Raw genomic sequence first — 21,833 nt, forward strand, 5'->3', positions numbered from 1 at the left:
CCGGAACCCATTGATTAAGAGTCAATTGCTCTGCCAGTTGAGCTAGAGGTGCAGCAATTGCTGGGGAATTCAAAGAATCAACATTCTTTATTGTCCCTCGCAACGACAAATAACTCTACACCACATCACGGGAACTCCCGACCATCCTCCAGCCGGGCGGGTGGGAAATTCGACAAGCACCTTTAGAAGAAAGAGCGGCCAAAAGAAAAGGCCGTGAAGCGAATTACGCTTCACGGCCTTTTTGGTGCACCCCCCGGGACTCGAACCCGGAACCCATTGATTAAGAGTCAATTGCTCTGCCAGTTGAGCTAGAGGTGCAGCTGTTGTTTGCAATCATTCCGGGGCTGTTATTTCTCCGGCGATCTCCGCAACGACAAGTAACTCTACACGAGTTCCAGCGAACTGTGAAATCGAGAGATGACGCTGTTCTTTGGCTGCTTCGTCAGGGCTAGCGCTTGGTGCGCCGAGGCGGCCGGAAACCCGCTGCTTCGGCATGTGCGGCCGACTCGAACCAGACGTCGGCGGCAACGTCCGGGTAGTCCGGAGCGTCGTCGTCGTTGTAGGTCATGGTGGTTGCGTTGGCTTTCACGGGATACCCGGGATCCTCAGTGCTGGAGGAGCCACCGCCGTAGGGATGGGCCGCCGCCAGGTGGCCCGAGCCGCCGGAATCCTCTGCTGCCGTGGCCTCTGCTGCCGTGGCCTCTGCTGCCGCGGTCTCAGCCCCGGGTAGCGTGGGGGAGTGGCTGCTGGTGTACTCCGAGTGATGGACAGGGGTGGCCGCATGTGCCGGGTGAGTCCTTTCGATGGGTTCCCCGCTGCCGCTGGTCCATGAGGATTCCCACTCCGCACCGTCGGCTGATTCGTCCGGACGGGTAACGTCGTCGGCTGTCACGCCATCCCCGAGCTCCGTGCCGCCGGCTGTGGGCTCCGTGTCACCTTCTGTGGGCTCGCTCGTTTCCGGTGCGCTGTCTTCGCGGCCCGGCTCGCCATGGTTGTCCATGCCGGCCAACCCTGCGACACCCATGGCGGCTGCGCCGGTATCGGGCATCGAGCCCGCATTGCTGGGTTGGGTCGCTCCCGGAGGGGTTCCGCTGGCGCGACCTGACATTGTCCCGGGACCCGAATCGCGGGCTGCTGATCCTGGAGAAACCTGCCCCTTGTTCCGCGTGGTAACCCACCAGATAACCGCAACGATCAACACGATGACAATGACCCAAATTAGCCAGTCCATGGAGATGCCCTTCTGCTCACTGGAGTGCAGTTTGTGGTGTTTCCGACGTTACGTGCCTGCTCAAAGACTGTCTAGCGATTTTGCTGCAAGGTGCGGCTAATTCTTCAGCGTCCTTAGTAACTTATTCAGCCTGCTTAGTAATACATGGTGAAAAGGGTCTGCGGGCATGTGGTGCACATAGACTTTGGTCATGAGTGAGGCGACCCGAATTAACACTGAGAACACGCCGGACATCAAACCACGCAGCCGGGTGGTAACGGACGGTATTCATGCGGCCCCTGCGCGCGGCATGTTCCGCGCCGTCGGCATGGGAGATGACGACTTCGCGAAGCCGCAAATTGGCGTCGCAAGTTCCTGGAACGAGATCACGCCCTGCAACCTTTCGCTGAACCGCCTGGCTCAAGGGGCCAAGGAAGGCGTTCATGCGGGCGGCGGCTTCCCGATGCAGTTCGGCACTATTTCCGTCTCCGACGGTATTTCCATGGGCCATGAGGGCATGCACTTCTCCCTTGTCTCCCGTGAAGTCATCGCCGACTCTGTTGAGACGGTGATGCAGGCGGAACGGATCGATGGCTCGGTATTGCTGGCCGGTTGCGACAAATCACTGCCGGGCATGCTGATGGCCGCTGCCCGCCTGGACCTGGCATCCGTTTTCCTTTACGCCGGCTCCATCATGCCGGGCTGGGTCAAGCTTGAAGACGGCTCCGAGAAGGAAGTCACGCTCATCGACGCCTTTGAGGCGGTAGGTGCCTGTGCGGCCGGCAAGATGAGCATGGAAGACCTCACCCGGATCGAAAAGGCCATTTGTCCCGGCGAGGGCGCGTGTGGCGGCATGTACACGGCAAACACCATGGCTTGCATCGGGGAGGCCCTCGGTATGTCCCTCCCCGGTTCGGCAGCGCCACCGTCGGCCGACCGTCGTCGTGATGACTTTGCCCGGAAGTCCGGCGAGGCAGTGGTCAACTTGCTGCGCTTGGGCATTACTGCCCGCGACATCATGACCAAGAAGGCATTTGAGAATGCGATCGCCGTGACCATGGCTTTCGGAGGATCCACGAACGCAGTCCTGCATCTGCTGGCCATAGCGCGCGAGGCCGAAGTCGAGTTGACGCTCGATGACTTCAACCGCATCGGCGATAAGATCCCGCACCTGGGCGACCTCAAGCCTTTTGGACGCTATGTCATGACGGACGTGGACAAGATCGGCGGTGTGCCGGTCATCATGAAGGCATTGCTCGACGCCGGCCTGCTGCATGGCGATTGCCTCACCGTCACGGGCAAGACCCTTGCAGAGAACCTTGCCGCAATCAACCCGCCGGACCTTGACGGCAAGATCCTCCGGGCGCTGGACAACCCCATCCATAAGACCGGTGGCATCACCATCCTTCATGGATCGATGGCCCCCGAGGGAGCCGTGGTCAAGAGCGCAGGCTTCGACGCCGATGTGTTCGAGGGCACGGCACGAGTCTTCGAGCGGGAGCAGGGTGCCCTGGATGCACTGGACAAGGGCGAGATCCATAAAGGCGACGTGGTGGTCATCAGGTATGAAGGTCCGAAGGGCGGTCCAGGCATGCGCGAAATGCTCGCCATCACTGGAGCCATCAAGGGCGCCGGCCTGGGCAAGGATGTCTTGCTGCTCACGGACGGCCGCTTCTCCGGTGGTACCACCGGATTGTGCATCGGTCATGTGGCGCCGGAAGCGGTCGACGGCGGCCCCATCGCCTTTGTGAGGAACGGTGACCGCATTCGTGTTGACATCGCAGCGCGCTCCTTCGACCTTCTCGTGGACGAGGCTGAGCTCGAAGCACGCAAGCAGGGCTGGGAGCCGTTGCCGGCCAAGTTCACTAAGGGCGTCCTGGCCAAGTACGCCAAGCTCGTCCACAGCGCCTCCACTGGCGCCTATTGCGGCTAGTTCCGACGCCGGACTTCGCCTTCGTGAGACGGCGGAGTCCGGTGGGCGGACGCCGCTGTCCAAATAGTGAGATACCCGGGTGCTCAATTGACACCTATCTCACTTTGAGGGAACACTGAACGCATGATCACATTCGTTACCGTCGGCGTCGTCGTCCTTACCAAGCGCGTGGCTTAGCCCGACTGGTAACGAACCGTCACGCGCAAACCCCTCGAAGAGCCGGAAGGCTGAGGGGTTTTTTTATTTTCCTTGCACCACCACACGAAGTTCCACTGAAGATCCACTAAGGAAGAGTCCGATGAGCAAAGGATCGCCGATCAGCCCCTCGCTGATGGCTGCAAAGTCCGCTGGAGCCCAGAAAGCTCCGGAAAAGGTCGACCGTACGGCTGAGTCCGTCGCTGTCGACGCTGCTGCTGCACCTCTCTCTCCTGTCCTTGGGCCGAACAACGTTGTACCCCCAACGGTGATGACCGGCTCGCAAGCAATTGTCCGTTCGCTCGAAGAACTCGGCGTGGACGACATTTTCGGTTTGCCCGGTGGCGCAATCCTGCCCACCTACGACCCCTTGATGGCCTCCAGCATGAATCACATCCTGGTCCGTCACGAACAGGGAGCCGGCCACGCCGCGCAAGGCTACGCCATGGTTACCGGACGGGTTGGCGTTTGCATCGCCACCTCGGGACCCGGAGCCACCAACCTCGTTACCAGCATCATGGACGCCCACATGGACTCCGTGCCGATGGTCGCCATCACTGGCCAGGTCGCCAGCGGCGTCATCGGTACCGATGCGTTCCAAGAGGCGGACATCGTGGGAATCACGATGCCCATCACCAAGCATTCGTTCCTGGTCACTGACCCCAACGACATTCCGCATGTCATGGCGGAGGCCTTCCACCTGGCTTCAACTGGCCGTCCGGGCCCTGTCCTCGTGGACATTGCCAAGGACGCCCAAGTGGGCCAGATGACCTTCTCCTGGCCTCCCAAGATCGACCTTCCCGGGTACCGTCCCGTGGTGCGGGGCCACAACAAGCAGGTGCGCGAAGCCGCGAAATTGATTGCTGCCTCCCGTAAGCCGGTTCTTTACGTGGGCGGCGGAGTCGTCAAGGCCCACGCGTCGGCCGAGCTGATGGAGCTTGCTTTGGCAACGGGCGCGCCAGTGGTCACTACGCTGATGGCACGCGGTGCTTTCCCGGATTCACACCCACAGCATGTTGGCATGCCGGGTATGCATGGCTCGGTTTCTGCCGTCACGGCCCTTCAGCAGGCCGATCTGCTCATTACCTTGGGCGCCCGGTTTGATGACCGCGTGACAGGTGTGCTGAAGACCTTTGCCCCGTACGCCAAGGTCATCCACGCGGACATCGACCCCGCGGAAATCTCCAAGAACCGAACCGCGGATGTTCCGATCGTGGGCTCGGTCAAGGAGATCATTCCTGAACTCACCGAGGCCGTGAAAACGCAGTTCGAACAGAGCGGCACCCCGGACCTCGGATCCTGGTGGGCGTTCTTGGGAAACCTGCGCGATACCTACCCCCTGGGGTGGACCGAGCCCGAGGACGGACTCACGGCTCCGCAGCGCGTGATCAGCCGGATCGGCGAACTGACCGGGCCCGAAGGTATCTACGTGGCAGGGGTGGGCCAGCACCAGATGTGGGCTGCCCAGTTCGTCAAGTACGAACGTCCCCACGCCTGGCTGAACTCCGGTGGTGCAGGCACCATGGGGTACGCGGTCCCGGCAGCAATGGGCGCCAAGGTCGGCGCTCCGGACCGTGTGGTGTGGGCGATCGATGGCGACGGTTGTTTCCAGATGACCAACCAGGAGTTGGCCACCTGCGCCATCAACAACATCCCTATCAAGGTCGCCATCATCAACAACTCCTCGCTGGGGATGGTCCGCCAATGGCAGACCCTCTTCTATGAAGGCCGCTACTCCAACACGGACCTGAACACCGGCCACGACACAGTCCGGATTCCGGATTTCGTCAAACTGGCGGACGCCTACGGCTGCGCCGCGCTACGGTGTGAGCGGGACGAGGACATCGACGCAACCATCCAGAAGGCACTCCAGATCAATGACCGTCCCGTGGTGATCGACTTTGTCGTCAGCCCGAACTCGATGGTGTGGCCTATGGTGCCGTCGGGGGTCAGTAATGACCAGATCCAGGTTGCACGCAACATGACGCCCGTCTGGGAAGAAGAGGACTAATCATGACCCGTCACACACTTTCCGTCCTGGTTGAAGACAAGCCCGGTGTGCTGACCCGCGTGGCGAGCCTCTTCGCGCGGCGGGCCTTCAACATCAACTCGCTCGCAGTGGGTCCCACCGAGGTCCCGGGCATGTCCCGCATGACCGTCGTCGTCGACGCCGACGGCGACCTCATCGAGCAAGTCACCAAGCAGCTCAACAAACTGGTCAACGTGATCAAGATTGTGGAGCTGACTCCCGAGTTTTCCGTACAACGCGACCACATCCTGGTCAAGGTACGTGCGGATGCCGCAACACGCCTGCAGGTTACCCAAGCTGCAGACCTGTTCCGTGCCGCCGTCGTCGACGTGTCTACAGACTCGTTGGTGCTGGAGGCAACCGGTACCCCCGAAAAGCTTGCCGCGCTGCTCTCAGTGCTTGAGCCATTCGGCATCCGTGAAATCGTGCAGTCCGGCACCCTGGCCGTTGGGCGGGGATCCCGCTCCATGAGTGACAGGGCGCTACGCTCCGCGTGAATGAGGCAAGCGGAGCCGCCGTTCGGTGGCTCCGTGAGCCGAGCGTTGCGTCCAGTACCGCAGCACCAATCAATAACTAAGAAATCCACTCAAGAGGAGTTACGCAAGTGACTGAAATGTTCTACGACGACGACGCAGACCTGTCGATCATCCAGGGTCGCAAGGTAGCCATCGTCGGCTACGGTTCCCAGGGCCACGCCCACGCGCTCAACCTGCGCGATTCCGGCGTCGAGGTCGTCATTGCGCTCAAGGACGGTTCCAAGTCCACCGCCAAGGCCCAGGACGCAGGCTTCACGGTCAAGAACGTTGCAGACGCCGCCGAATGGGCAGACGTCATCATGATCCTGGCTCCGGACCAGCACCAGCGCGCCATTTACAACGACTCCATCAAGGACAAGCTGACCGAGGGCAAGGCCCTTGCCTTCGCGCACGGCTTCAACATCCGCTTCGGCTACATCGAAGCTCCTGCCGGCGTCGACGTCATCCTGATCGCCCCGAAGGCCCCGGGCCACACCGTGCGCCGCGAATTCGAAGCCGGCCGCGGTATCCCGGACATCATTGCCGTTGAGCAGGACGCGTCCGGTTCGGCCTGGGACCTTGCGAAGTCCTACGCCAAGGCAATCGGCGGCACCCGCGCCGGTGTCATCAAGACCACGTTTACCGAAGAGACCGAGACCGACCTCTTCGGCGAGCAGTCCGTACTCTGCGGCGGTGTTTCCCAGCTCGTCCAGTACGGCTTTGAAACCCTGACCGAAGCTGGCTACCAGCCGCAGATCGCCTACTTCGAGGTACTCCACGAGCTCAAGCTCATCGTTGACCTGATGTGGGAAGGTGGCATCGCCAAGCAGCGCTGGAGCGTTTCCGACACCGCCGAGTACGGCGACTACGTCTCGGGCCCCCGTGTTATCACCCCTGAGGTGAAGGACAACATGAAGGCTGTCCTCGCGGACATCCAGAGCGGTGCTTTCGCCAAGCGCTTCATCGACGACCAGGACAAGGGCGGCGTGGAGTTCAAGGAACTCCGTGCCAAAGCTGAGCAGCACCCGATCGAAGAGGTCGGCCGCGAACTGCGCTCCCTGTTCTCCTGGCAGCAGCAGGACGCCGACTACGTCGAAGGTTCAGCTGCACGCTGATCCCCTTCAACACAGGCACTAGCCACACGCCCGTCCGGCCACCACGCCGGGCGGGCGTTGCCATTTTCCGCGCCGACCGCGGCCTGTGAAGTTCTTCACAACAGCCCCGACGGCGACGTAACATCCAGACCGGGCACCTGAATCGCAGCCCAGGTTCGATATTCTGGGCTGGTCCCGGCGCTGTGCCCGGGCCGCGCATCCGCTCCTTGTCCAGTTCCGTTTCCGTTGTCCAAAGTAAGGTGCCACCCCGTGTCAGCAACAAAACCCGTCGTCCTCCTCGCCGAGGAACTTTCGCCAGCAACCGTGGAGGCATTGGGCCCGGACTTCGAGATCCGGCAGACCGACGGGGCGGACCGCTCCAAGTTGCTGTCCGCCATCGGCGACGCTGATGCCATCCTGGTACGTTCAGCCACCCAAGTGGATGCAGAGGCCATAGCCGCGGCGAAGAACCTCAAGGTGATCGCCCGCGCCGGAGTCGGGCTGGACAACGTGGACATCAAGGCCGCCACCCAGGCAGGCATCATGGTGGTCAACGCGCCGACGTCGAACATCGTCTCTGCTGCCGAGCTGACCGTTGGCCACATCCTGAGCCTTGCCCGCCACATCCCGCAGGCAAGCTCCGCGCTCAAGAACGGCGAATGGAAGCGCTCCAAGTACACGGGCATCGAACTCTTTGAGAAGAAGGTCGGTATCATTGGCCTGGGCCGCATCGGCGCCTTGGTCGCGGCCAGGTTGCAGGGTTTCGACACTGAGATCCTGGCCTACGACCCCTACATCACTTCCGCGCGCGCTGCCCAGCTGGGCGTGAAGCTCGTAACTTTGGATGAATTGTTGGAGAACTCCGACTTTGTCACCATCCACATGCCAAAGACACCGGAGACCGTAGGCATGCTGGGCGCGGATGCGTTCCGGAAGATGAAGGAGACCGCCTACGTCGTCAACGTAGCCCGCGGTGGACTCGTCGACGAAGAAGCGCTCTACGTTGCCCTGAAGGAGGGGCAGATCGCCGGCGCCGGCGTTGACGTCTTCGTCAAGGAGCCGAGCACGGACCTGCCGTTCTTCGAGCTCGACAACGTTGTGGTGACCCCCCACCTGGGTGCTTCCACCGATGAAGCCCAGGAAAAGGCAGGCGTATCCGTGGCTAAGTCGGTTCGACTCGCCCTCGCCGGTGAGCTCGTCCCTGACGCTGTGAACGTCGCTGGGGGAGTCATTGCGTCCGACGTCCGTCCCGGCATTCCTTTGATTGAAAAGCTGGGCCGCATCTTCACGGCGCTGACCCACGCTTCCCTGACGCAGATCGACGTCGAAGTCGCCGGTGAAATCGCTGCCCTCGATGTCAAGGTACTCGAGCTGGCCGCCTTGAAGGGCGTCTTCGCGGACGTCGTCACCGAGCAGGTTTCCTACGTCAACGCCCCGGTCATCGCCGAACAGCGGGGCATCAACACCCGCTTGATCACCACACCGGATGCCGAAGATTACCGAAACGTGCTGACCATCCGCGGGGCGTTGAGCGACGGGTCGCAGATTTCCGTTGCCGGCACCTTGACCGGGCCCAAGCAGGTAGAGAAGCTCGTGGGCGTCAACGGCTACGACGTCGAGATCCCCATTAGCGAACACCTTGTGGTCGTGGCATACGCGGACCGCCCCGGCGTGATCGGCACCATCGGCCACATCCTGGGCATGAACAACATCAACATCGGCGGGATGCAGGTGGCGCGCCAGACTGAGGGCGGCCAGGTCCTCGCGCTCCTGACCATCGACAGTTCCGTTCCGCAGCAGGTTTTGGAAGCGATCAAGGCAGGCATTGGCGCCGACATGGTTCGGGAAGTGGACCTGGAGGACTAGGGCTGATCCCCACCAGCCCGGATCGCGTGCCTGCGACACACCCATAGGCACGTAGGAGTGGCCGGTCTGCGTACAATGGCTGGGTCCGTGATTCGGACCCGGCAGCAGGCCGGCCAATACTTTTTCGCACATGAGGCCCACGATTCCAACGATCTTTGACGGGAAATCGCGGACCATGTGTGCGTGCCCGCAATCAAGGTCTCAGGGAGCCCAATGAACGCCGTCCAAAGGTTCATCAGAAGCCGTGTGCTGCTGCTGACCGCGGCCATTTTGATCGTCGCAATGTGCCTGTCCGTGCTGGTTCAGAGCCAGTCGCAGGCTGCCCTGAACAGGACAGTCGATCAGAACTCCCGTGGACTCTACGACATCCTCGTCCAAGCGAAGCCGCAGGCATCCCAAGCGAACGGCGGCCAGTCGCAGGGCGGCGACGGCGGTGCGCTGATCCAGCCGGATATCGCCAATGGCCAGGGTGGAATCAGCTTTGACCAGCTGGACAAGATTCGTGGGATGGGACAGACGGCTGTCGCAGCTCCCATCAGCATGGTCTCCCGCGTGACGCAAAACCTGGAAGCGCCCAAGCTCAATGCCATGGATTACCTCGGGTACAACGCAGGCCTTGCCGGAACCGCAACAGCGGGAGACCCTTCAGCTTTGGACGCCAGCAAGTGGCCGGCCGCTGAATCGGTGTTGTCCGACACCCCGAAAAAGTATCGGCTCACGGCCTCAGCCACCAGTTCGGACGGGGTAAACACCCAGACGCTCTTTACGACCAGTGCAGAGGGGACCCTCGGCAAGGGCCAGCTGGTGCAGGAGAAAACTCCCGGTGGCACAAGCGTGCGGATCGCCGGCCCTAATGGGGAAACGGGCATCAAGTTTCCGGATCCTGCCCTGGGGTCCGAACACAACCTCTTCAACCTTTCGGTGGCCCTTCCCATGGCACCAGAGGTGACCGAGTCCGTCGTCGCGGTTGACCCCGCCTCGGAACGGGCCCTTCTTGGCTCTGCCGGTGATTTCCTCGCCCCCCTTGAGAAGGCCCCGCCTGCCGATGCACGGAATGCCGGAGCCATCGGACGGAGCTTCGAGAACCTTTTCACCACAGGGCTCACCATGGACCAGCTCAATCAGGGCCCCGATTTCCTCGGGGTCAAGCTTAAATATTGGGCACCCCTGATGACGCAGTATCAGCAAGCAAAGCGTGACGGGCTGCTGACGGCTGACTCCCAAGCCATCCCCCTGATCGTTCGGACTGGTACGTCGTTGGACCTGCAATACTCGGTGAAAATCGAGGAAATCGATGCCAGCGGCAAGGTGACCAAGGACGTTGGCACGGTGACCCGCTCCCTGGATAAGGACTACCTGCCTTTCGTATCCAAGGCACCGTTCGCCCTGAACTGGCCTGGGTCAACCGACCACAGCTCGCTGCTGGGCAATACGGCGTCGTTCGGGCAAGGGCTCTACGATCCCGCTACCTGGAGCACGGCCTTCGCGGCTGCGCCGCAGTACAAGGACGGTAACACCGAGGCCAACGGCGCCACCGACAAGAGCGCGACGCCGGGGGACTGGGTAACAGTGAACCGCTTGCCTGAGAAGTCGGCACTTGGTACGCCTGTGGACCAAACGCAACGCAAACCCGTGGACGAACGTTCCTACCGCCAGAACCTCGCGACTGGCAAGAAGCCCGCTACTCCACTTCCGATGGTTTACGGCACCTTCGATCCCAAAGCTGTCCAAGCGGCTGCGGGCGACGTCAACAAGCTGCCCCTCGGCGGCTACGATCCCACGCCCATGACGCTGAGTAAGGACGCCGCCGGTAACGCTGCCGGCAACGCGCAGCTGAAGCCCTCCCTCAGCGCTACCGGACTGGTGAGCCAGTCCGCTGGTGCGATCACCGACTACTACGGACTGGCCGCGGCCCGTGGATACGACAAGAACGCCAACGTCATCGATGCCGTCCGCGTTCGAGCCAAAGCCGCCGGTAACTGGAAAACGGCGCAGCCGGATGTCGAAAACCTCGCGACGCAAATCCGTGCACTCGGCCTGGAAGCTACGGTTGTTGCCGGCTCCGCACGCGAGGATGCCAATATTTTCGTGCCCGGTTACAGCAAGGACGACGCCGGCAAGGAATCCCCGCTGGGCACGGTCCAGCAGTCCTGGGTCCGGCAGAACGCCGCGGATGCTGTTTCCGGTTCCCTAACGGGAACCAACGTCACCCTTTTGTTCCTGACGCTTTTGGGCGCAACCCTGCTCACGGGTGCTTCGACGGTCAGCTACATCCGTCAGAGACGGAGTGAAGCCGGTATCCTGCGGGCCATGGGCTGGACCCAGAAACGTATCCGGTCCTGGGTTCTTGAAGAGTTTGCCGTCGGTGCCGCGGCATTGGCTGCTGCCGGGTTGGTGCTCAGCCTGCTGAGTTGGAACCTGGCCACGGTGATCGTCTCCGCGACCATGTTGGTCATTTACGTTGGTGCAGCCCTCTTGGCGGCCCAGCAGCTGCGTCATCGCGTGGTGGTGGACCAAGAGCCGCAGCACGATGAACGCCTGGTACTGGTGGACTCCCCGCTGACGTTTGCCAACCGGCAGCTCACCACCAACCGATTCAACTCGATCGCCTTGGCTGTGGCCGTGGGCGTGTTCGGGGCAGCAGTGGGAGCATTGATTGCCTTGCTCATCGACATTCCAAGGACGGCCGGTGCCAGTGCGCTCAGCGGGCTCGCCGCCGCTACGATCTCGCTGCCAAGCCTGATCCTCGCGATCTTCGGCGTGATAGTGAGCCTGCTGCTGACACTCGTGACGGGCCGGTTTGAACTCCATGCCAAGCGTGAGTACCTCGGTACTCTCCGTGCCATGGGGTGGAACCCTGACATGTTGGGGCAGGTGCGGTTCTTTGAGAACGCGCTGGTCGGCACCGTCGCCCTTCCCCTGGGTGTCCTCGGCGCCCTTGGACTAGGCCTGCTCTTGGCCCCCTACGCGACTCTGTGGGCCGGATTAGCCGGCCTCCTGGCCGTAATTTGCTGGATTCCGATTGCAACGAAAGTAGTCAAATGACTGACACTCCCAACCCTGAGCTGACGCCCACTCCGGAATCCACGGAAGAGTCGTTGCAAACACGCGCCAACACGATCGTCAGGGCGACAGACCACGCCACCCCCTTGGAACTGAACCGGGTCACCATCCATTACGGTGGCGACAAAGGCGGAGCCGAGGAAGTCGACGTCGTCGACGATTTCAACCTAACCCTCCACGCCGGTGAGATGCACTGCGTTGCCGGCCGAAGCGGTTCGGGCAAGACCAGCATCCTCACGGTGAGCGCAGGACTGACACTGCCGACATCGGGCACGGTGCTGTGGGAGGGCCAGCCGCTGGACTCCATGGGCGAGGACGAGATCGCCGATCGCCGGCGTGCACTGATTGGCTATGTGGACCAGGGCGGCGCCTTGATCGACGGCATGAGCGCTTTGGAGAACGTTTTGCTTCCGGCCGTGCCGGACGGCGAAGTGGAGCAGCGCACCGAGATGGCCAAGGACCTTTTGGACCTGGTGGGCTTGGGGCGCCGCATGCGCCACCGGCCGGCCCAGCTTTCCGGCGGTGAGCGTCAACGCGTAGCTATCGCGCGCGCCTTGATACTCGGTACGCGGGTTCTCGTGGTCGACGAGCCGACGGCCAGCCTCGACCGCGCGGCCGCCAACCGCATCATCGGAATCCTCAAGGACACCACCAGCGATGGCATTGCTGTCCTGGTCGCTTCCCACGACCACGAGCTGGTCCGGCTCAGCGATACGCTGACCGAACTTAACTAAGCTATTTCATCCGAAAAAAAGGTAACTTTTTAGAGTGACGTCTGCAGAGAAATCCCCGTTCTACATCACCACCGCAATCAGCTATCCCAACGGTGTGCCGCACATCGGCCACGCCTACGAGGTCATTGCGACCGATGCCATGGCGCGCTTCAAGCGCCTGGATGGCCATGAAGTTTTCTTCATGACCGGAACGGACGAGCACGGACTCAAAATGCAGCAGTCCGCCGAGAAGGAGGGCATTACCGCCAAGCAACTCGCTGATCGGAACTCCGCTGCGTTCAAGCAGATGAGCCTGGACCTGGGCATCTCCCACGATCGCTTCATCCGGACCACGGACCAGGACCACTACACTGCCTCCCAAGCCCTCTGGAAGAAGATGGAAGCTAACGGGGACATCTACCTCTCCAAGTACGAGGGTTGGTACTCGGTCCGCGACGAAGCGTATTACGTCGAGGATGACACCGTGGTCAAGGACGACGGCGCGCGGTACTCCAAGGAAACGGACACCTTGGTTACCTGGACGGCGGAGGAGAGCTACTTCTTCCGGCTCTCCAATTACCAGGACAAGCTCCTGGCCCTCTACGAGGCGCAGCCGGAATTCGGTGCGCCCCAGTCCCGCTTCAATGAAGTCATCAGCTTCGTCAAGCGCGGTTTGGAGGACCTTTCCATCAGCCGTACCACGTTCGACTGGGGTGTCCCGGTTCCGGGCGACGAGAAACATGTGATGTACGTCTGGGTCGACGCCTTGACCAACTACCTGACAGGTGTCGGTTACCCGGACGTTGAGTCGGAAGCATTCAAGAAGTTCTGGCCGGCTGACGTTCATGTCATCGGTAAGGACATCTCGCGCTTCCACGCTATTTACTGGCCCGCCTTCCTGATGAGCGCCGGACTTGAACTGCCGCAGCGCGTGATGATCCATGGCTTCCTCACCAACAACGGGATCAAGATGTCCAAGTCCCTGGGCAACGTGGTAGCTCCCCAGGACTTCGTGGCGCAGTACGGCCTGGACCAGTGCCGGTACTTCTTCCTCCGGGAAGTTCCTTTCGGCGCGGACGGCAACTACAACCACGAGGCCATCGTGGGCCGGATGAACTCGGACCTGGCCAACAACTTCGGAAACCTGGCCCAGCGTTCACTGTCCATGGTCGCCAAGAACTGTGAGGGCAAGGTCCCTACACCCGGGGTGTTCACCGCGGAGGACGAGGCACTCTTGGCCCAGGCCGGTGCGCTGCTGGAAACGGCACGCTCCGCCTTCGGCAAGCAGGAATTCAGCCGGGCACTGGAAGCCATCTGGACGGTGCTGGGCGACACCAACGCCTACTTCGCCGAGCAGGCGCCATGGGTACTCCGGAAGACCGACGTCGAACGCATGAACACGGTTCTGTACGTCACTTTGGAGGTTGTCCGGATCGTGGCGATCCTCGCTCAGCCGGTCATGCCGTCGTCGTCCGCGAAGCTCCTGGAGGTCCTCGGCCAACCGGAAGGCGAGCCGCGGCAATTCGCCGCCATCGCCACGCCGATCGTCGCCGGCACGGAACTGCCTGCACCGGTACCGGTCTTCCCGCGTTACGAAGAGCCCGCCGAGGCTTAGCCTCCTCTCGGCTGACAGCAAGATCGAGCGTTAGTTTGTTCGACTGGTGAGACGTTTTTGACCAGCATGTGGATTTCTTGGCTAGATGGATCCATGAGTGCAACGTCGATCAATCTTGCTGTCATCCCGGGCGATGGCATCGGCCCTGAAGTTATCACCGAAGCTATCAAGGTGCTGGAAAAGGCCGTGGCCGCCGAAGGCGTCACCCTTGAGCAGACCCATTACAAGCTCGGCGCCCAGCACTGGCTTGAGACAGGCGAGACGCTGCCGGATGAAGTTCTTGCCGACCTCCGTACCCGGGATGCCATCCTCTTCGGCGCTGTTGGCGCCGCCCCCGGCGATACCCGGATTCCCTCGGGCATCATCGAACGCGAGATGCTGCTCAAACTCCGTTTCAGCCTCGACCACTACGTAAACCTGCGCCCGTCGCGCCTGTACGGTACCGTGGGCAGCCCTTTGGCCAATCCGGGCGCCATCGATTTCGTGGTGGTCCGCGAAGGCACCGAAGGTCCCTACGTCGGCAATGGTGGCACGCTGCGCGAAGGTACTCCGCATGAGGTGGCTACCGAGGTATCCCTCAACACCGCCCACGGCGTGGAGCGGGTTGTGCGCGACGCATTCCGACGCGCCAGCGAGCGTCCCCGCAAGCACGTGACCCTTGTCCACAAACACAACGTCCTTGTTTTCGCCGGACACCTGTGGAAGCGCACCGTGGAAGCAGTGGCCACCGAATTCCCCGATGTCACGCACGACTACCTCCACATTGATGCGGCAACCATCTTCATGGTGACGAACCCGTCGCGGTTCGACGTCATCGTCACCGACAACCTCTTCGGTGACATCCTCACCGACCTCGCCGCTGCCGTCACCGGCGGCATCGGGTTGGCGGCATCGGGCAATATCAATATGGACCGCACCGCACCGTCCATGTTCGAACCCGTTCACGGCTCGGCGCCGGACATCGCCGGCCAGCAGAAGGCAGATCCCACCGCCGCTATCCTCTCGGCAGTGCTTCTCCTGGACCACCTCGGCTACACCACGGCGGCCCGCAAGATCGAAGCGGCAGTAGTGGCCGACGTCGAAAACCGCACCGGAGAACCGCGCAGCACCGCTGCGATTGGCGACGCCATTGCTGCAGCGCTTTAGGCCCGCCAGCCGGGCGTAAGCTTGTGTTGAATTATTTACCTGCTTCCCTGGTCCATCGTTGAATCAGATCCTTCGGGACAGTTCGGCGCCAGGTAGCTGACAGTGGAGGAATCATGACTCAGACTGCCCATGGCGTCGAATTCAGCCAGCAGCTTTCGGAAACCCCGAAGTCTGCTGAGGAGCGTGCAGCCGTCCTGGCGAACCCGGGTTTCGGCGACTACTTCACCGACCACACCGCCGTCGTCGACTATAAGGTCGACGTCGCTGGCGAAGGCGGTTGGCAGAACGCCCGAATCGAACCCTACGGTCCCATCTCGCTGGATCCCTCAGCCGCAGTGCTGCACTACGGCCAGGAGATCTTCGAGGGCCTTAAGGCCTACCGTCACGCCGATGGTTCTGTGTGGACCTTCAGGCCCGAGGCCAATGCCGCCCGCCTGAACAAGTCCGCCCGGCGCTTGGCCCTCCCGGAACTGCCCGAGGAGTACTTCATCGGAGCCATTCGCGAGCTGGTGCAGGCGGACCAGGAATGGGTTCCGTCCGGCGATGGCGAAGCCTTGTACCTTCGTCCGTTCATGATTGCCACCGAGGCGTTCCTGGGCGTCCGGGCCGCACGCGAAGTCTCTTTCAGGGTCATCGCATCCCCGGCAGGTAACTACTTCGGCGGCGAACTCAAGCCCGTTTCCATCTGGATCTCCCGTGAATTCGCACGCGCCGGTCGTGGCGGAACCGGGGCAGCCAAGTGCGGTGGGAACTACGCCGCATCATTGATCGCACAGCAGGAAGCCGAAGCCAACGGTTGCAAGCAGGTGCTCTTCCTGGACCACTTCAACGATGACGCCGTGGAAGAACTCGGGGGCATGAACGTATTCTTCGTCATGAAGGACGGCTCGCTGGTGACCCCTGCCCTCAGCGGCACCATCTTGGAGGGCGTCACCCGGATGTCCGTCATCCAGGTAGCCAAGGACATGGGTCGGGAAGTTTCCGAACGCAAGATCACCTTGGTTGAATGGCGCGATGGCGTCTCTTCCGGTGAGATCACTGAAGTGTTCGCTTGCGGGACCGCCGCTGTGATCACACCCATCGGCGTGCTCAAAGACGCCACCGAGTTCATTGGGTCCGAGGACGCTACGGCGGGGGAGACCACCATGGCCATCCGCGAACAGCTGTTGGGTATCCAGACCGGCAAGGTCGAAGACACCCACGGTTGGCTGACGCGCCTGGTCTAGGCACCTCACAGCCCAACGCGCCCGTTGACGGCCCCTCTGCTCGTTTTTCCAGCGGAGGGGCCGTGCCATTATTGGGTAGTGACTTCTGAATCAACGGCGAGTTCCGGTAATACGCCGGCCGGTGACTCCTCCGGCCTGCGGCGCAGCAGTGAGCTGACCCGATTCCGGCTTGCGCCCAACCCCGGTCCCATGAGCCTGGACGGCACGAATTCCTATGTCATCAGCGCTCCGGGCTCCAGCCGCGTGGTGATCGTGGACCCCGGACCCGCTGACGAGCACCACCTGGCAGCCTTGGCAGCATCAGGGGTGGTGGAATTGGTCCTCATCACGCATCGCCATGCTGACCACACCGAGGCGTCCGCGCGTTTCCACGAGCTGACCGGCGCTCCCGTTCGTGCCGCATCCGCCGAACATTGCCACGGCGGTGAACCTCTTACGGATGGCGAAGTCCTGAACGCTGCCGGCGTCGAGATCCGCGTTGTGGCCACACCGGGCCATACGTCGGACTCGCTCTGTTTCCACCTGCCGGGGGACGGTCCCACTGGCTCCGTCCTCACGGGCGACACCATCTTGGGGCGCGGGACCACCGTTTTGGATTACCCGGATGGAAAGCTGGGGGACTACCTGGCAAGTTTGCAGCGCCTCGAGGCCTTGGGCCCGGCGATCCTCCTGCCCGCCCATGGTCCTGTGCTGCCGGCGCTGGATGAGAAGTGCCGTGAGTACCGCGAGCACCGCGAGCAAAGGCTCGATCAAATCAGGGCAGCACTGCAACGGCTTGGCCAGGGCGCGTCCGTTGGTGCGGTCACCGATGCCGTGTACCCCGACGTCGACCCTTCCGTTAGGTGGGCGGCCGAGACTTCCGTAGCTGCGCAGCTGGACTACCTGCGGAACTGAGCTGTTCGCGTCACAGGGCATCCGGTGGCTGGCGGTAGGCTTGAGCCCATGCGTATCGCCCGGTTTGTAGTTGATTCTGATCCCCTTTACGGCGTTGTGGAAGGCGAGCCTGGCAGTGAGGAAATCACTGTCATCAACGGCGATCCTTTCTTCAACGGCGTCGTACCCACCCACGTGAAGCACAAGCTTGAGGATGTCCGGCTTTTGGCCCCCATCATCCCGCGCAGCAAGGTGATCGGCGTCGGACGGAACTTCGCCGAGCACGCCGCCGAACTGGGCAACGAGGTTCCACAGCAGCCGTTGCTGTTCCTCAAGCCCAACACCTCGGTGATCGGCCCGAACGATCCCATCATCCTTCCCGAGTTCTCCGAGGAAGTTTCCTTCGAAGCTGAGCTGTGCGTGGTCATTGGCCGCATCTGCAAGGACGTTCCCGAAGACCGCGTGGACGACGTCATTTTCGGATACACCTGCGGCAACGACCTCACGGCCCGGGACGTCCAGAAAACCGACCTGCAGTGGGCGCGTGCCAAGGGCTTCGACACCTCCGCGCCGCTGGGACCGTGGATTGAAACCGAACTGGACCACGAAGACCTGTCCATCCAAGGGCGGCTCAACGGTGAACTGCGCCAGGACGGCAGCACGAACCAGATGATCCGGGGTGTACGCGAACTCGTTTCGATCGTCTCCCACGCCTTCACCCTGCTCCCCGGAGACGTCATCATGACCGGGACCCCGGCAGGTGTCGGCTTGGTCAGTGAGGGGGACCGCTTCGAGGTGGAGATCGAGGGCATCGGCCGGCTCTCCAATCCGGTGGTCCGCCGCTAGGCTCCCAGCCCGAGGCAGTAAGAGCCACGCCCGACGGCGGTCCGCGCCTTTCCCCCGAAAGGTGCAGGCCGCCGTCGGGCGTTTCAAAGCGGGAACCCACCGCGGTGCCAAGCGGTAAAGTTGGAACCACTATGACTACTGCTTCTGCGTCGAATACTGCCTCCAGCGCCATCCCCGCCGTCAACGCCGAGACCCAGGTCCGCGTCCGTTTCTGCCCCTCGCCCACAGGAACCCCGCACGTCGGCTTGATCCGTACTGCCCTGTTCAACTGGGCATACGCACGGCACACGGGCGGAAAGCTGATTTTCCGCATCGAGGACACTGACTCTGCCCGCGACAGCGAAGAGAGCTACCACCAGTTGCTGGACGCACTCAAGTGGCTTGGCATCAACTGGGACGAAGGGGTTGAGGTAGGCGGCCCGCACGAGCCGTACCGCCAGTCCCAGCGAGGTGACATCTACCAGGATGTCATTGCCAAGCTCAAGGCCGGTGGCCACGTCTATGAGTCCTACTCGACGCCCGAGGAGATCGAAGCACGTCACAAGGCCGCTGGCCGTGACCCGAAACTGGGTTATGACGGCTTTGACCGTCACCTGACAGAGGAGCAGCTCGCCCAGTTCAAGGCCGAGGGCCGCGAGGCCGTCCTGCGGCTGCGGATGCCGGACGAGGACCTGACATTCAATGACCTTGTTCGCGGCGAGATCACGTTCAAGGCCGGCTCCGTGCCGGACTTCGCAGTGGTCAGGGCCAACGGCGCCCCTTTGTACACGCTGGTGAACCCGGTGGACGACGCACTCATGGGCATCACCCACGTCCTCCGCGGCGAGGACCTGCTCAGCTCCACCCCCCGGCAGATCGCACTGTACCGAGCGCTGTATGCCATTGGGGTCGCCGAGTACATGCCGGAGTTCGGCCACCTTCCCTACGTCATGGGTCAGGGCAACAAGAAACTGTCCAAGCGCGACCCCGAGTCGAGCCTGTTCCTGCACCGTGAAAGGGGTTTCATTCCCGAGGGCTTGCTCAACTACTTGTCGTTGCTGGGCTGGTCCCTGAGTGCCGATGAGGACATCTTCACAGTGGAGCAGCTCGTGGCCAACTTTGATATCCACGATGTCCTGGGTAATCCGGCTCGTTTCGATATCAAGAAAGCCGAGGCGATCAACGGAACCCATGTTCGGATGCTTGCACCGGAAGACTTCAAGGAACGGCTGGTTCCCTACCTCCGGGCAGCCGGTTTCGTGGGGGAGATCCTGACGCCACGGCAGGAAGAGATTCTGGCGGAAGCAGCCCCGTTGGTGCAGGAGCGAATCACCCTCTTGGGCGAGGCCCCGGAAATGCTGGCATTCCTCTTCAAGGAAGATGATGCCATCGATGTTGCCGACGACGCCCGCAAGGGCCTCCCGGATAATTTGGCAGAAGTGCTTGATGCAGCCCTTGCAGCCTTGGAGCCGGTGGAGGACTGGACGGCAGAGAACATCCAGGCAGCACTGAAGCAGGCCCTGGTCGAAGATCTCGGCATCAAGCCCCGGATGGCATTCGGACCGGTACGTACCGCCATCTCCGGCCGCCGCATCTCCCCGCCGCTCTTCGAGTCCATGGTGATCCTGGGCAAGGATTCCTCGCTCGCCCGCGTGCGGGCCTTCCGGGCCTAGTAGCGGCAGTCATGGCTATCGCACGTTCCTTCGGAATCATCCGCGGTGTCCTGTTCGACATCGATGACACCTTGGTGGACCTTGAGTACGCCATGACTACTGCCTTGCGCGATGTCAGCGAACATCTCCTGCCCGGCCTTGACCAGGCCGGGTGGGCGAAGTTCGGCCGAATCTTCACCCACGAAACCACCCACTTCTATGACCGCTATCTGGCTGGCGAGTTGACCTTCAACGAACAACGCCTGCTCCGCGGACGTGCGGCGTTGGGCCACTTCGGGGTGGATCTTGGCGACGACGACGAGTCGCAAGCGTGGGTGGCGGCCTACCACCAGCGCCAAACGGCCTACGTCCGGGCCTTTGACGACGTCGGCCCAGTGCTGGACGCCCTTGATGCTGCCGGAATCCCGTATGGAGCCGTCAGTAACAACGTGCACGACTACCAGCGGGCAAAGCTGGATGGGGCGGGTCTGTCAAGGATCAAGGTCTTGGTGGGGACAGACACGGTGGGCGTGCCCAAACCAGACCCCGCCATCTACCGTGAAGGGGTGCGGTTGTTGGGCACCGATGCCGCCCGGACGATGTACGTGGGAGACAACCTGCTCCTGGATGCGGAGGGTGCCACGGCGGCAGGCTTGGTGGGGGTGTGGCTGAACAGGACCTCGCAATCCGCGGAGGGTTTCAGTGGCCGGCAGGTGGAGTCCCTGCTGGGCTTGTTGACCCCCGAATCGGTAGGTTCGCCGCTGGACGTGTGACGCAGGCATCTGTGACGCAGCTAACCTCGGGGCGATTTGTGCCGGTAAGAAGACTCGGGTAGAGTCATTACTCGTGCTGAGGGGCACGGAGGAAAAAGCCGCGGTAATCCGGGGCGCTGACCTCCGGTCCGGAAGTCGCCTTTGGGATATGGTGTAATTGGCAACACAACGGTTTCTGGTACCGTCATTCTAGGTTCGAGTCCTGGTATCCCAGCTCTGAAAATCCGCGCCACGGCGCCGGAAGATCAGGAAGTCCGAGTCGCCTGAGCGATTTGGACAAGGGTTGAAAGTGTGAAATACTCATTCAGCTTCTTCGCCGGAAACGGCAAAGGTTAGTACAAAAACAGTGCAAGGCCCCATCGTATAGCGGCCTAGTACGCTGCCCTCTCACGGCGGTAACGCGGGTTCGAATCCCGCTGGGGTCACAAATAACCCCCGGAAACCAGCAGGTTTCCGGGGGTTTTTTCTTTGGGTAATAGTGCGGAGCCGGCGTCGTGCCTTAGCCGTTCGAGTCTGTTTCCGTTCGAGTCTGTTCCCCCGATTAGGGCCCCGCGAGAGTCAGGACGCGGCCGCAGCGTCCCGGACCTTGATCAGGGTCCGCAGGTTCCTCGTGGTGGTGGTTGCCTTGAAGCGGGCTTTCGCGGAGACCTTGCTGACAGGGCTTTCGAGGGTGCCACCGGCCGGCGCCAACCACGCCAAGGCTTCCGGCCCGAGCCGCACTTTCTCGACGCTGCCTATAGCTTGGGCGGTATCCACCAGTTCGTCGAGCATTGCGCTGTCCGAGGCAAGGGTGATGTACGCGTGGGTCGATTTGTCGTCAGCAGGATACGGGCAGGCCTCCACGAGTTCGGCGATCCTGGACGCCGTCAGCACCACCACCCAGGCATCGTAGCCAAAGGCTTCCCGCAGGCACTTCTCGAACTGGCCTTTGACGTCGGCAGCACCCAGCTCGGATTGCAGCACCACATTGCCGCTGGCCAATAACGTCTTGACCTTGCTGAACGGATAGCCGGCCAGTGCGTCTTTGAGGTCCGCCATCTTGATATTGATGCCGCCAACGTTGATACCCCGCAGGAAAACGGCATAGCTGGTCAAGGCCGCTCTC

Annotated in this window: 16 protein-coding genes and 3 tRNA genes; 16 read left to right on the forward strand and 3 right to left on the reverse strand. The window is 62.0% G+C overall.

Annotated features, from left to right (window positions below; genetic code table 11):
- Positions 1–242 precede the first annotated feature (242 nt).
- Together QRN04_RS05705 and QRN04_RS05710 are read right to left on the reverse strand one after the other, a co-directional pair.
- Positions 243–318, reverse strand: a tRNA-Lys gene (locus QRN04_RS05705).
- 130 nt (positions 319–448) lie between these two features.
- Positions 449–1,231 (reverse strand): sunset domain-containing protein, encoded by a 783-nt coding sequence (locus QRN04_RS05710; RefSeq protein ID WP_284975195.1) that lies wholly within the window; start codon positions 1,229–1,231, stop codon positions 449–451.
- A 190-nt stretch (positions 1,232–1,421) separates the two neighbouring features.
- On the opposite strand from QRN04_RS05710, the gene ilvD reads away from it, so the two are divergent.
- From ilvD to QRN04_RS05790, 16 genes are all read left to right on the forward strand, one after another.
- Positions 1,422–3,143 carry a dihydroxy-acid dehydratase gene (ilvD, locus tag QRN04_RS05715; protein WP_284975196.1) on the forward strand — a complete coding sequence of 574 codons (1,722 nt, stop codon included), beginning with the start codon at positions 1,422–1,424 and terminating at the stop codon, positions 3,141–3,143.
- Positions 3,144–3,441: 298 nt separating this feature from the next.
- The gene (locus QRN04_RS05720) at positions 3,442–5,349 is read left to right on the forward strand and encodes an acetolactate synthase large subunit (RefSeq protein ID WP_284975197.1); all 1,908 of its coding nucleotides are present in this window, start codon (positions 3,442–3,444) and stop codon (positions 5,347–5,349) included.
- A gap of 2 nt (positions 5,350–5,351) precedes the next feature.
- On the forward strand, positions 5,352–5,864 hold the full coding sequence (gene ilvN, locus QRN04_RS05725; RefSeq protein ID WP_284975198.1) for an acetolactate synthase small subunit: 513 nt from the start codon (positions 5,352–5,354) through the stop codon (positions 5,862–5,864).
- 107 nt (positions 5,865–5,971) lie between these two features.
- On the forward strand, positions 5,972–6,997 hold the full coding sequence (ilvC, locus tag QRN04_RS05730) for a ketol-acid reductoisomerase (protein WP_284975199.1): 1,026 nt from the start codon (positions 5,972–5,974) through the stop codon (positions 6,995–6,997).
- A gap of 249 nt (positions 6,998–7,246) precedes the next feature.
- On the forward strand, positions 7,247–8,842 hold the full coding sequence (serA, locus tag QRN04_RS05735; RefSeq protein WP_284975200.1) for a phosphoglycerate dehydrogenase: 1,596 nt from the start codon (positions 7,247–7,249) through the stop codon (positions 8,840–8,842).
- 213 nt (positions 8,843–9,055) lie between these two features.
- Entirely contained in the window at positions 9,056–11,887 is a 2,832-nt protein-coding gene (locus QRN04_RS05740; RefSeq protein ID WP_284975201.1) for an ABC transporter permease, read from the forward strand.
- The gene (locus tag QRN04_RS05745) at positions 11,884–12,639 is read left to right on the forward strand and encodes an ABC transporter ATP-binding protein (protein ID WP_284975202.1); all 756 of its coding nucleotides are present in this window, start codon (positions 11,884–11,886) and stop codon (positions 12,637–12,639) included. Before QRN04_RS05740 ends, QRN04_RS05745 begins: the two co-directional genes overlap by 4 nt.
- A 34-nt stretch (positions 12,640–12,673) precedes the next feature.
- Positions 12,674–14,233 (forward strand): methionine--tRNA ligase, encoded by a 1,560-nt coding sequence (gene metG, locus QRN04_RS05750; protein WP_284975203.1) that lies wholly within the window; start codon positions 12,674–12,676, stop codon positions 14,231–14,233.
- Positions 14,234–14,326: 93 nt separating this feature from the next.
- Complete coding sequence (locus QRN04_RS05755) at positions 14,327–15,379, forward strand: 3-isopropylmalate dehydrogenase (RefSeq protein ID WP_284975204.1); 1,053 nt, start codon at positions 14,327–14,329, stop codon at positions 15,377–15,379.
- A gap of 113 nt (positions 15,380–15,492) precedes the next feature.
- Positions 15,493–16,605: a branched-chain amino acid aminotransferase gene (locus QRN04_RS05760; protein ID WP_284975205.1), complete on the forward strand. Its 1,113-nt coding sequence runs from the start codon at positions 15,493–15,495 to the stop codon at positions 16,603–16,605.
- Between the two features lie 78 nt (positions 16,606–16,683).
- Complete coding sequence (locus QRN04_RS05765) at positions 16,684–17,499, forward strand: MBL fold metallo-hydrolase (RefSeq protein ID WP_284975206.1); 816 nt, start codon at positions 16,684–16,686, stop codon at positions 17,497–17,499.
- 48 nt (positions 17,500–17,547) lie between these two features.
- Complete coding sequence (locus QRN04_RS05770) at positions 17,548–18,324, forward strand: fumarylacetoacetate hydrolase family protein (protein ID WP_284975207.1); 777 nt, start codon at positions 17,548–17,550, stop codon at positions 18,322–18,324.
- A gap of 131 nt (positions 18,325–18,455) precedes the next feature.
- Complete coding sequence (gene gltX, locus QRN04_RS05775) at positions 18,456–19,976, forward strand: glutamate--tRNA ligase (RefSeq protein WP_284975208.1); 1,521 nt, start codon at positions 18,456–18,458, stop codon at positions 19,974–19,976.
- A gap of 11 nt (positions 19,977–19,987) precedes the next feature.
- On the forward strand, positions 19,988–20,728 hold the full coding sequence (locus QRN04_RS05780) for an HAD family hydrolase (RefSeq protein ID WP_284975209.1): 741 nt from the start codon (positions 19,988–19,990) through the stop codon (positions 20,726–20,728).
- A gap of 142 nt (positions 20,729–20,870) precedes the next feature.
- A tRNA-Gln gene (locus tag QRN04_RS05785) sits at positions 20,871–20,942 on the forward strand.
- Between the two features lie 138 nt (positions 20,943–21,080).
- Positions 21,081–21,153, forward strand: a tRNA-Glu gene (locus QRN04_RS05790).
- A gap of 133 nt (positions 21,154–21,286) precedes the next feature.
- Here QRN04_RS05790 and QRN04_RS05795 read toward each other — a convergent pair.
- Complete coding sequence (locus tag QRN04_RS05795) at positions 21,287–21,823, reverse strand: DUF1697 domain-containing protein (protein ID WP_284975303.1); 537 nt, start codon at positions 21,821–21,823, stop codon at positions 21,287–21,289.
- Positions 21,824–21,833 lie beyond the last annotated feature (10 nt).

This window comes from Arthrobacter sp. efr-133-TYG-104 (assembly GCF_030208915.1).
Taxonomy (GTDB): Bacteria; Actinomycetota; Actinomycetes; order Actinomycetales; family Micrococcaceae; genus Arthrobacter.

What these genes read in the sequence shown, in the direction of transcription:
- QRN04_RS05745 (WP_284975202.1), top strand. Translation starts at nt 11,884, where the DNA reads ATGACTGACACTCCCAACCCTGAGCTGACGCCCACTCCGGAATCCACG.
- QRN04_RS05760 (WP_284975205.1), top strand. Translation starts at nt 15,493, where the DNA reads ATGACTCAGACTGCCCATGGCGTCGAATTCAGCCAGCAGCTTTCGGAA.
- QRN04_RS05710 (WP_284975195.1), bottom strand. Translation starts at nt 1,231, where the DNA reads ATGGACTGGCTAATTTGGGTCATTGTCATCGTGTTGATCGTTGCGGTT.
- gltX (WP_284975208.1), top strand. Translation starts at nt 18,456, where the DNA reads ATGACTACTGCTTCTGCGTCGAATACTGCCTCCAGCGCCATCCCCGCC.
- QRN04_RS05755 (WP_284975204.1), top strand. Translation starts at nt 14,327, where the DNA reads ATGAGTGCAACGTCGATCAATCTTGCTGTCATCCCGGGCGATGGCATC.
- QRN04_RS05780 (WP_284975209.1), top strand. Translation starts at nt 19,988, where the DNA reads ATGGCTATCGCACGTTCCTTCGGAATCATCCGCGGTGTCCTGTTCGAC.
- ilvD (WP_284975196.1), top strand. Translation starts at nt 1,422, where the DNA reads ATGAGTGAGGCGACCCGAATTAACACTGAGAACACGCCGGACATCAAA.
- QRN04_RS05740 (WP_284975201.1), top strand. Translation starts at nt 9,056, where the DNA reads ATGAACGCCGTCCAAAGGTTCATCAGAAGCCGTGTGCTGCTGCTGACC.
- QRN04_RS05720 (WP_284975197.1), top strand. Translation starts at nt 3,442, where the DNA reads ATGAGCAAAGGATCGCCGATCAGCCCCTCGCTGATGGCTGCAAAGTCC.
- ilvN (WP_284975198.1), top strand. Translation starts at nt 5,352, where the DNA reads ATGACCCGTCACACACTTTCCGTCCTGGTTGAAGACAAGCCCGGTGTG.
- QRN04_RS05770 (WP_284975207.1), top strand. Translation starts at nt 17,548, where the DNA reads ATGCGTATCGCCCGGTTTGTAGTTGATTCTGATCCCCTTTACGGCGTT.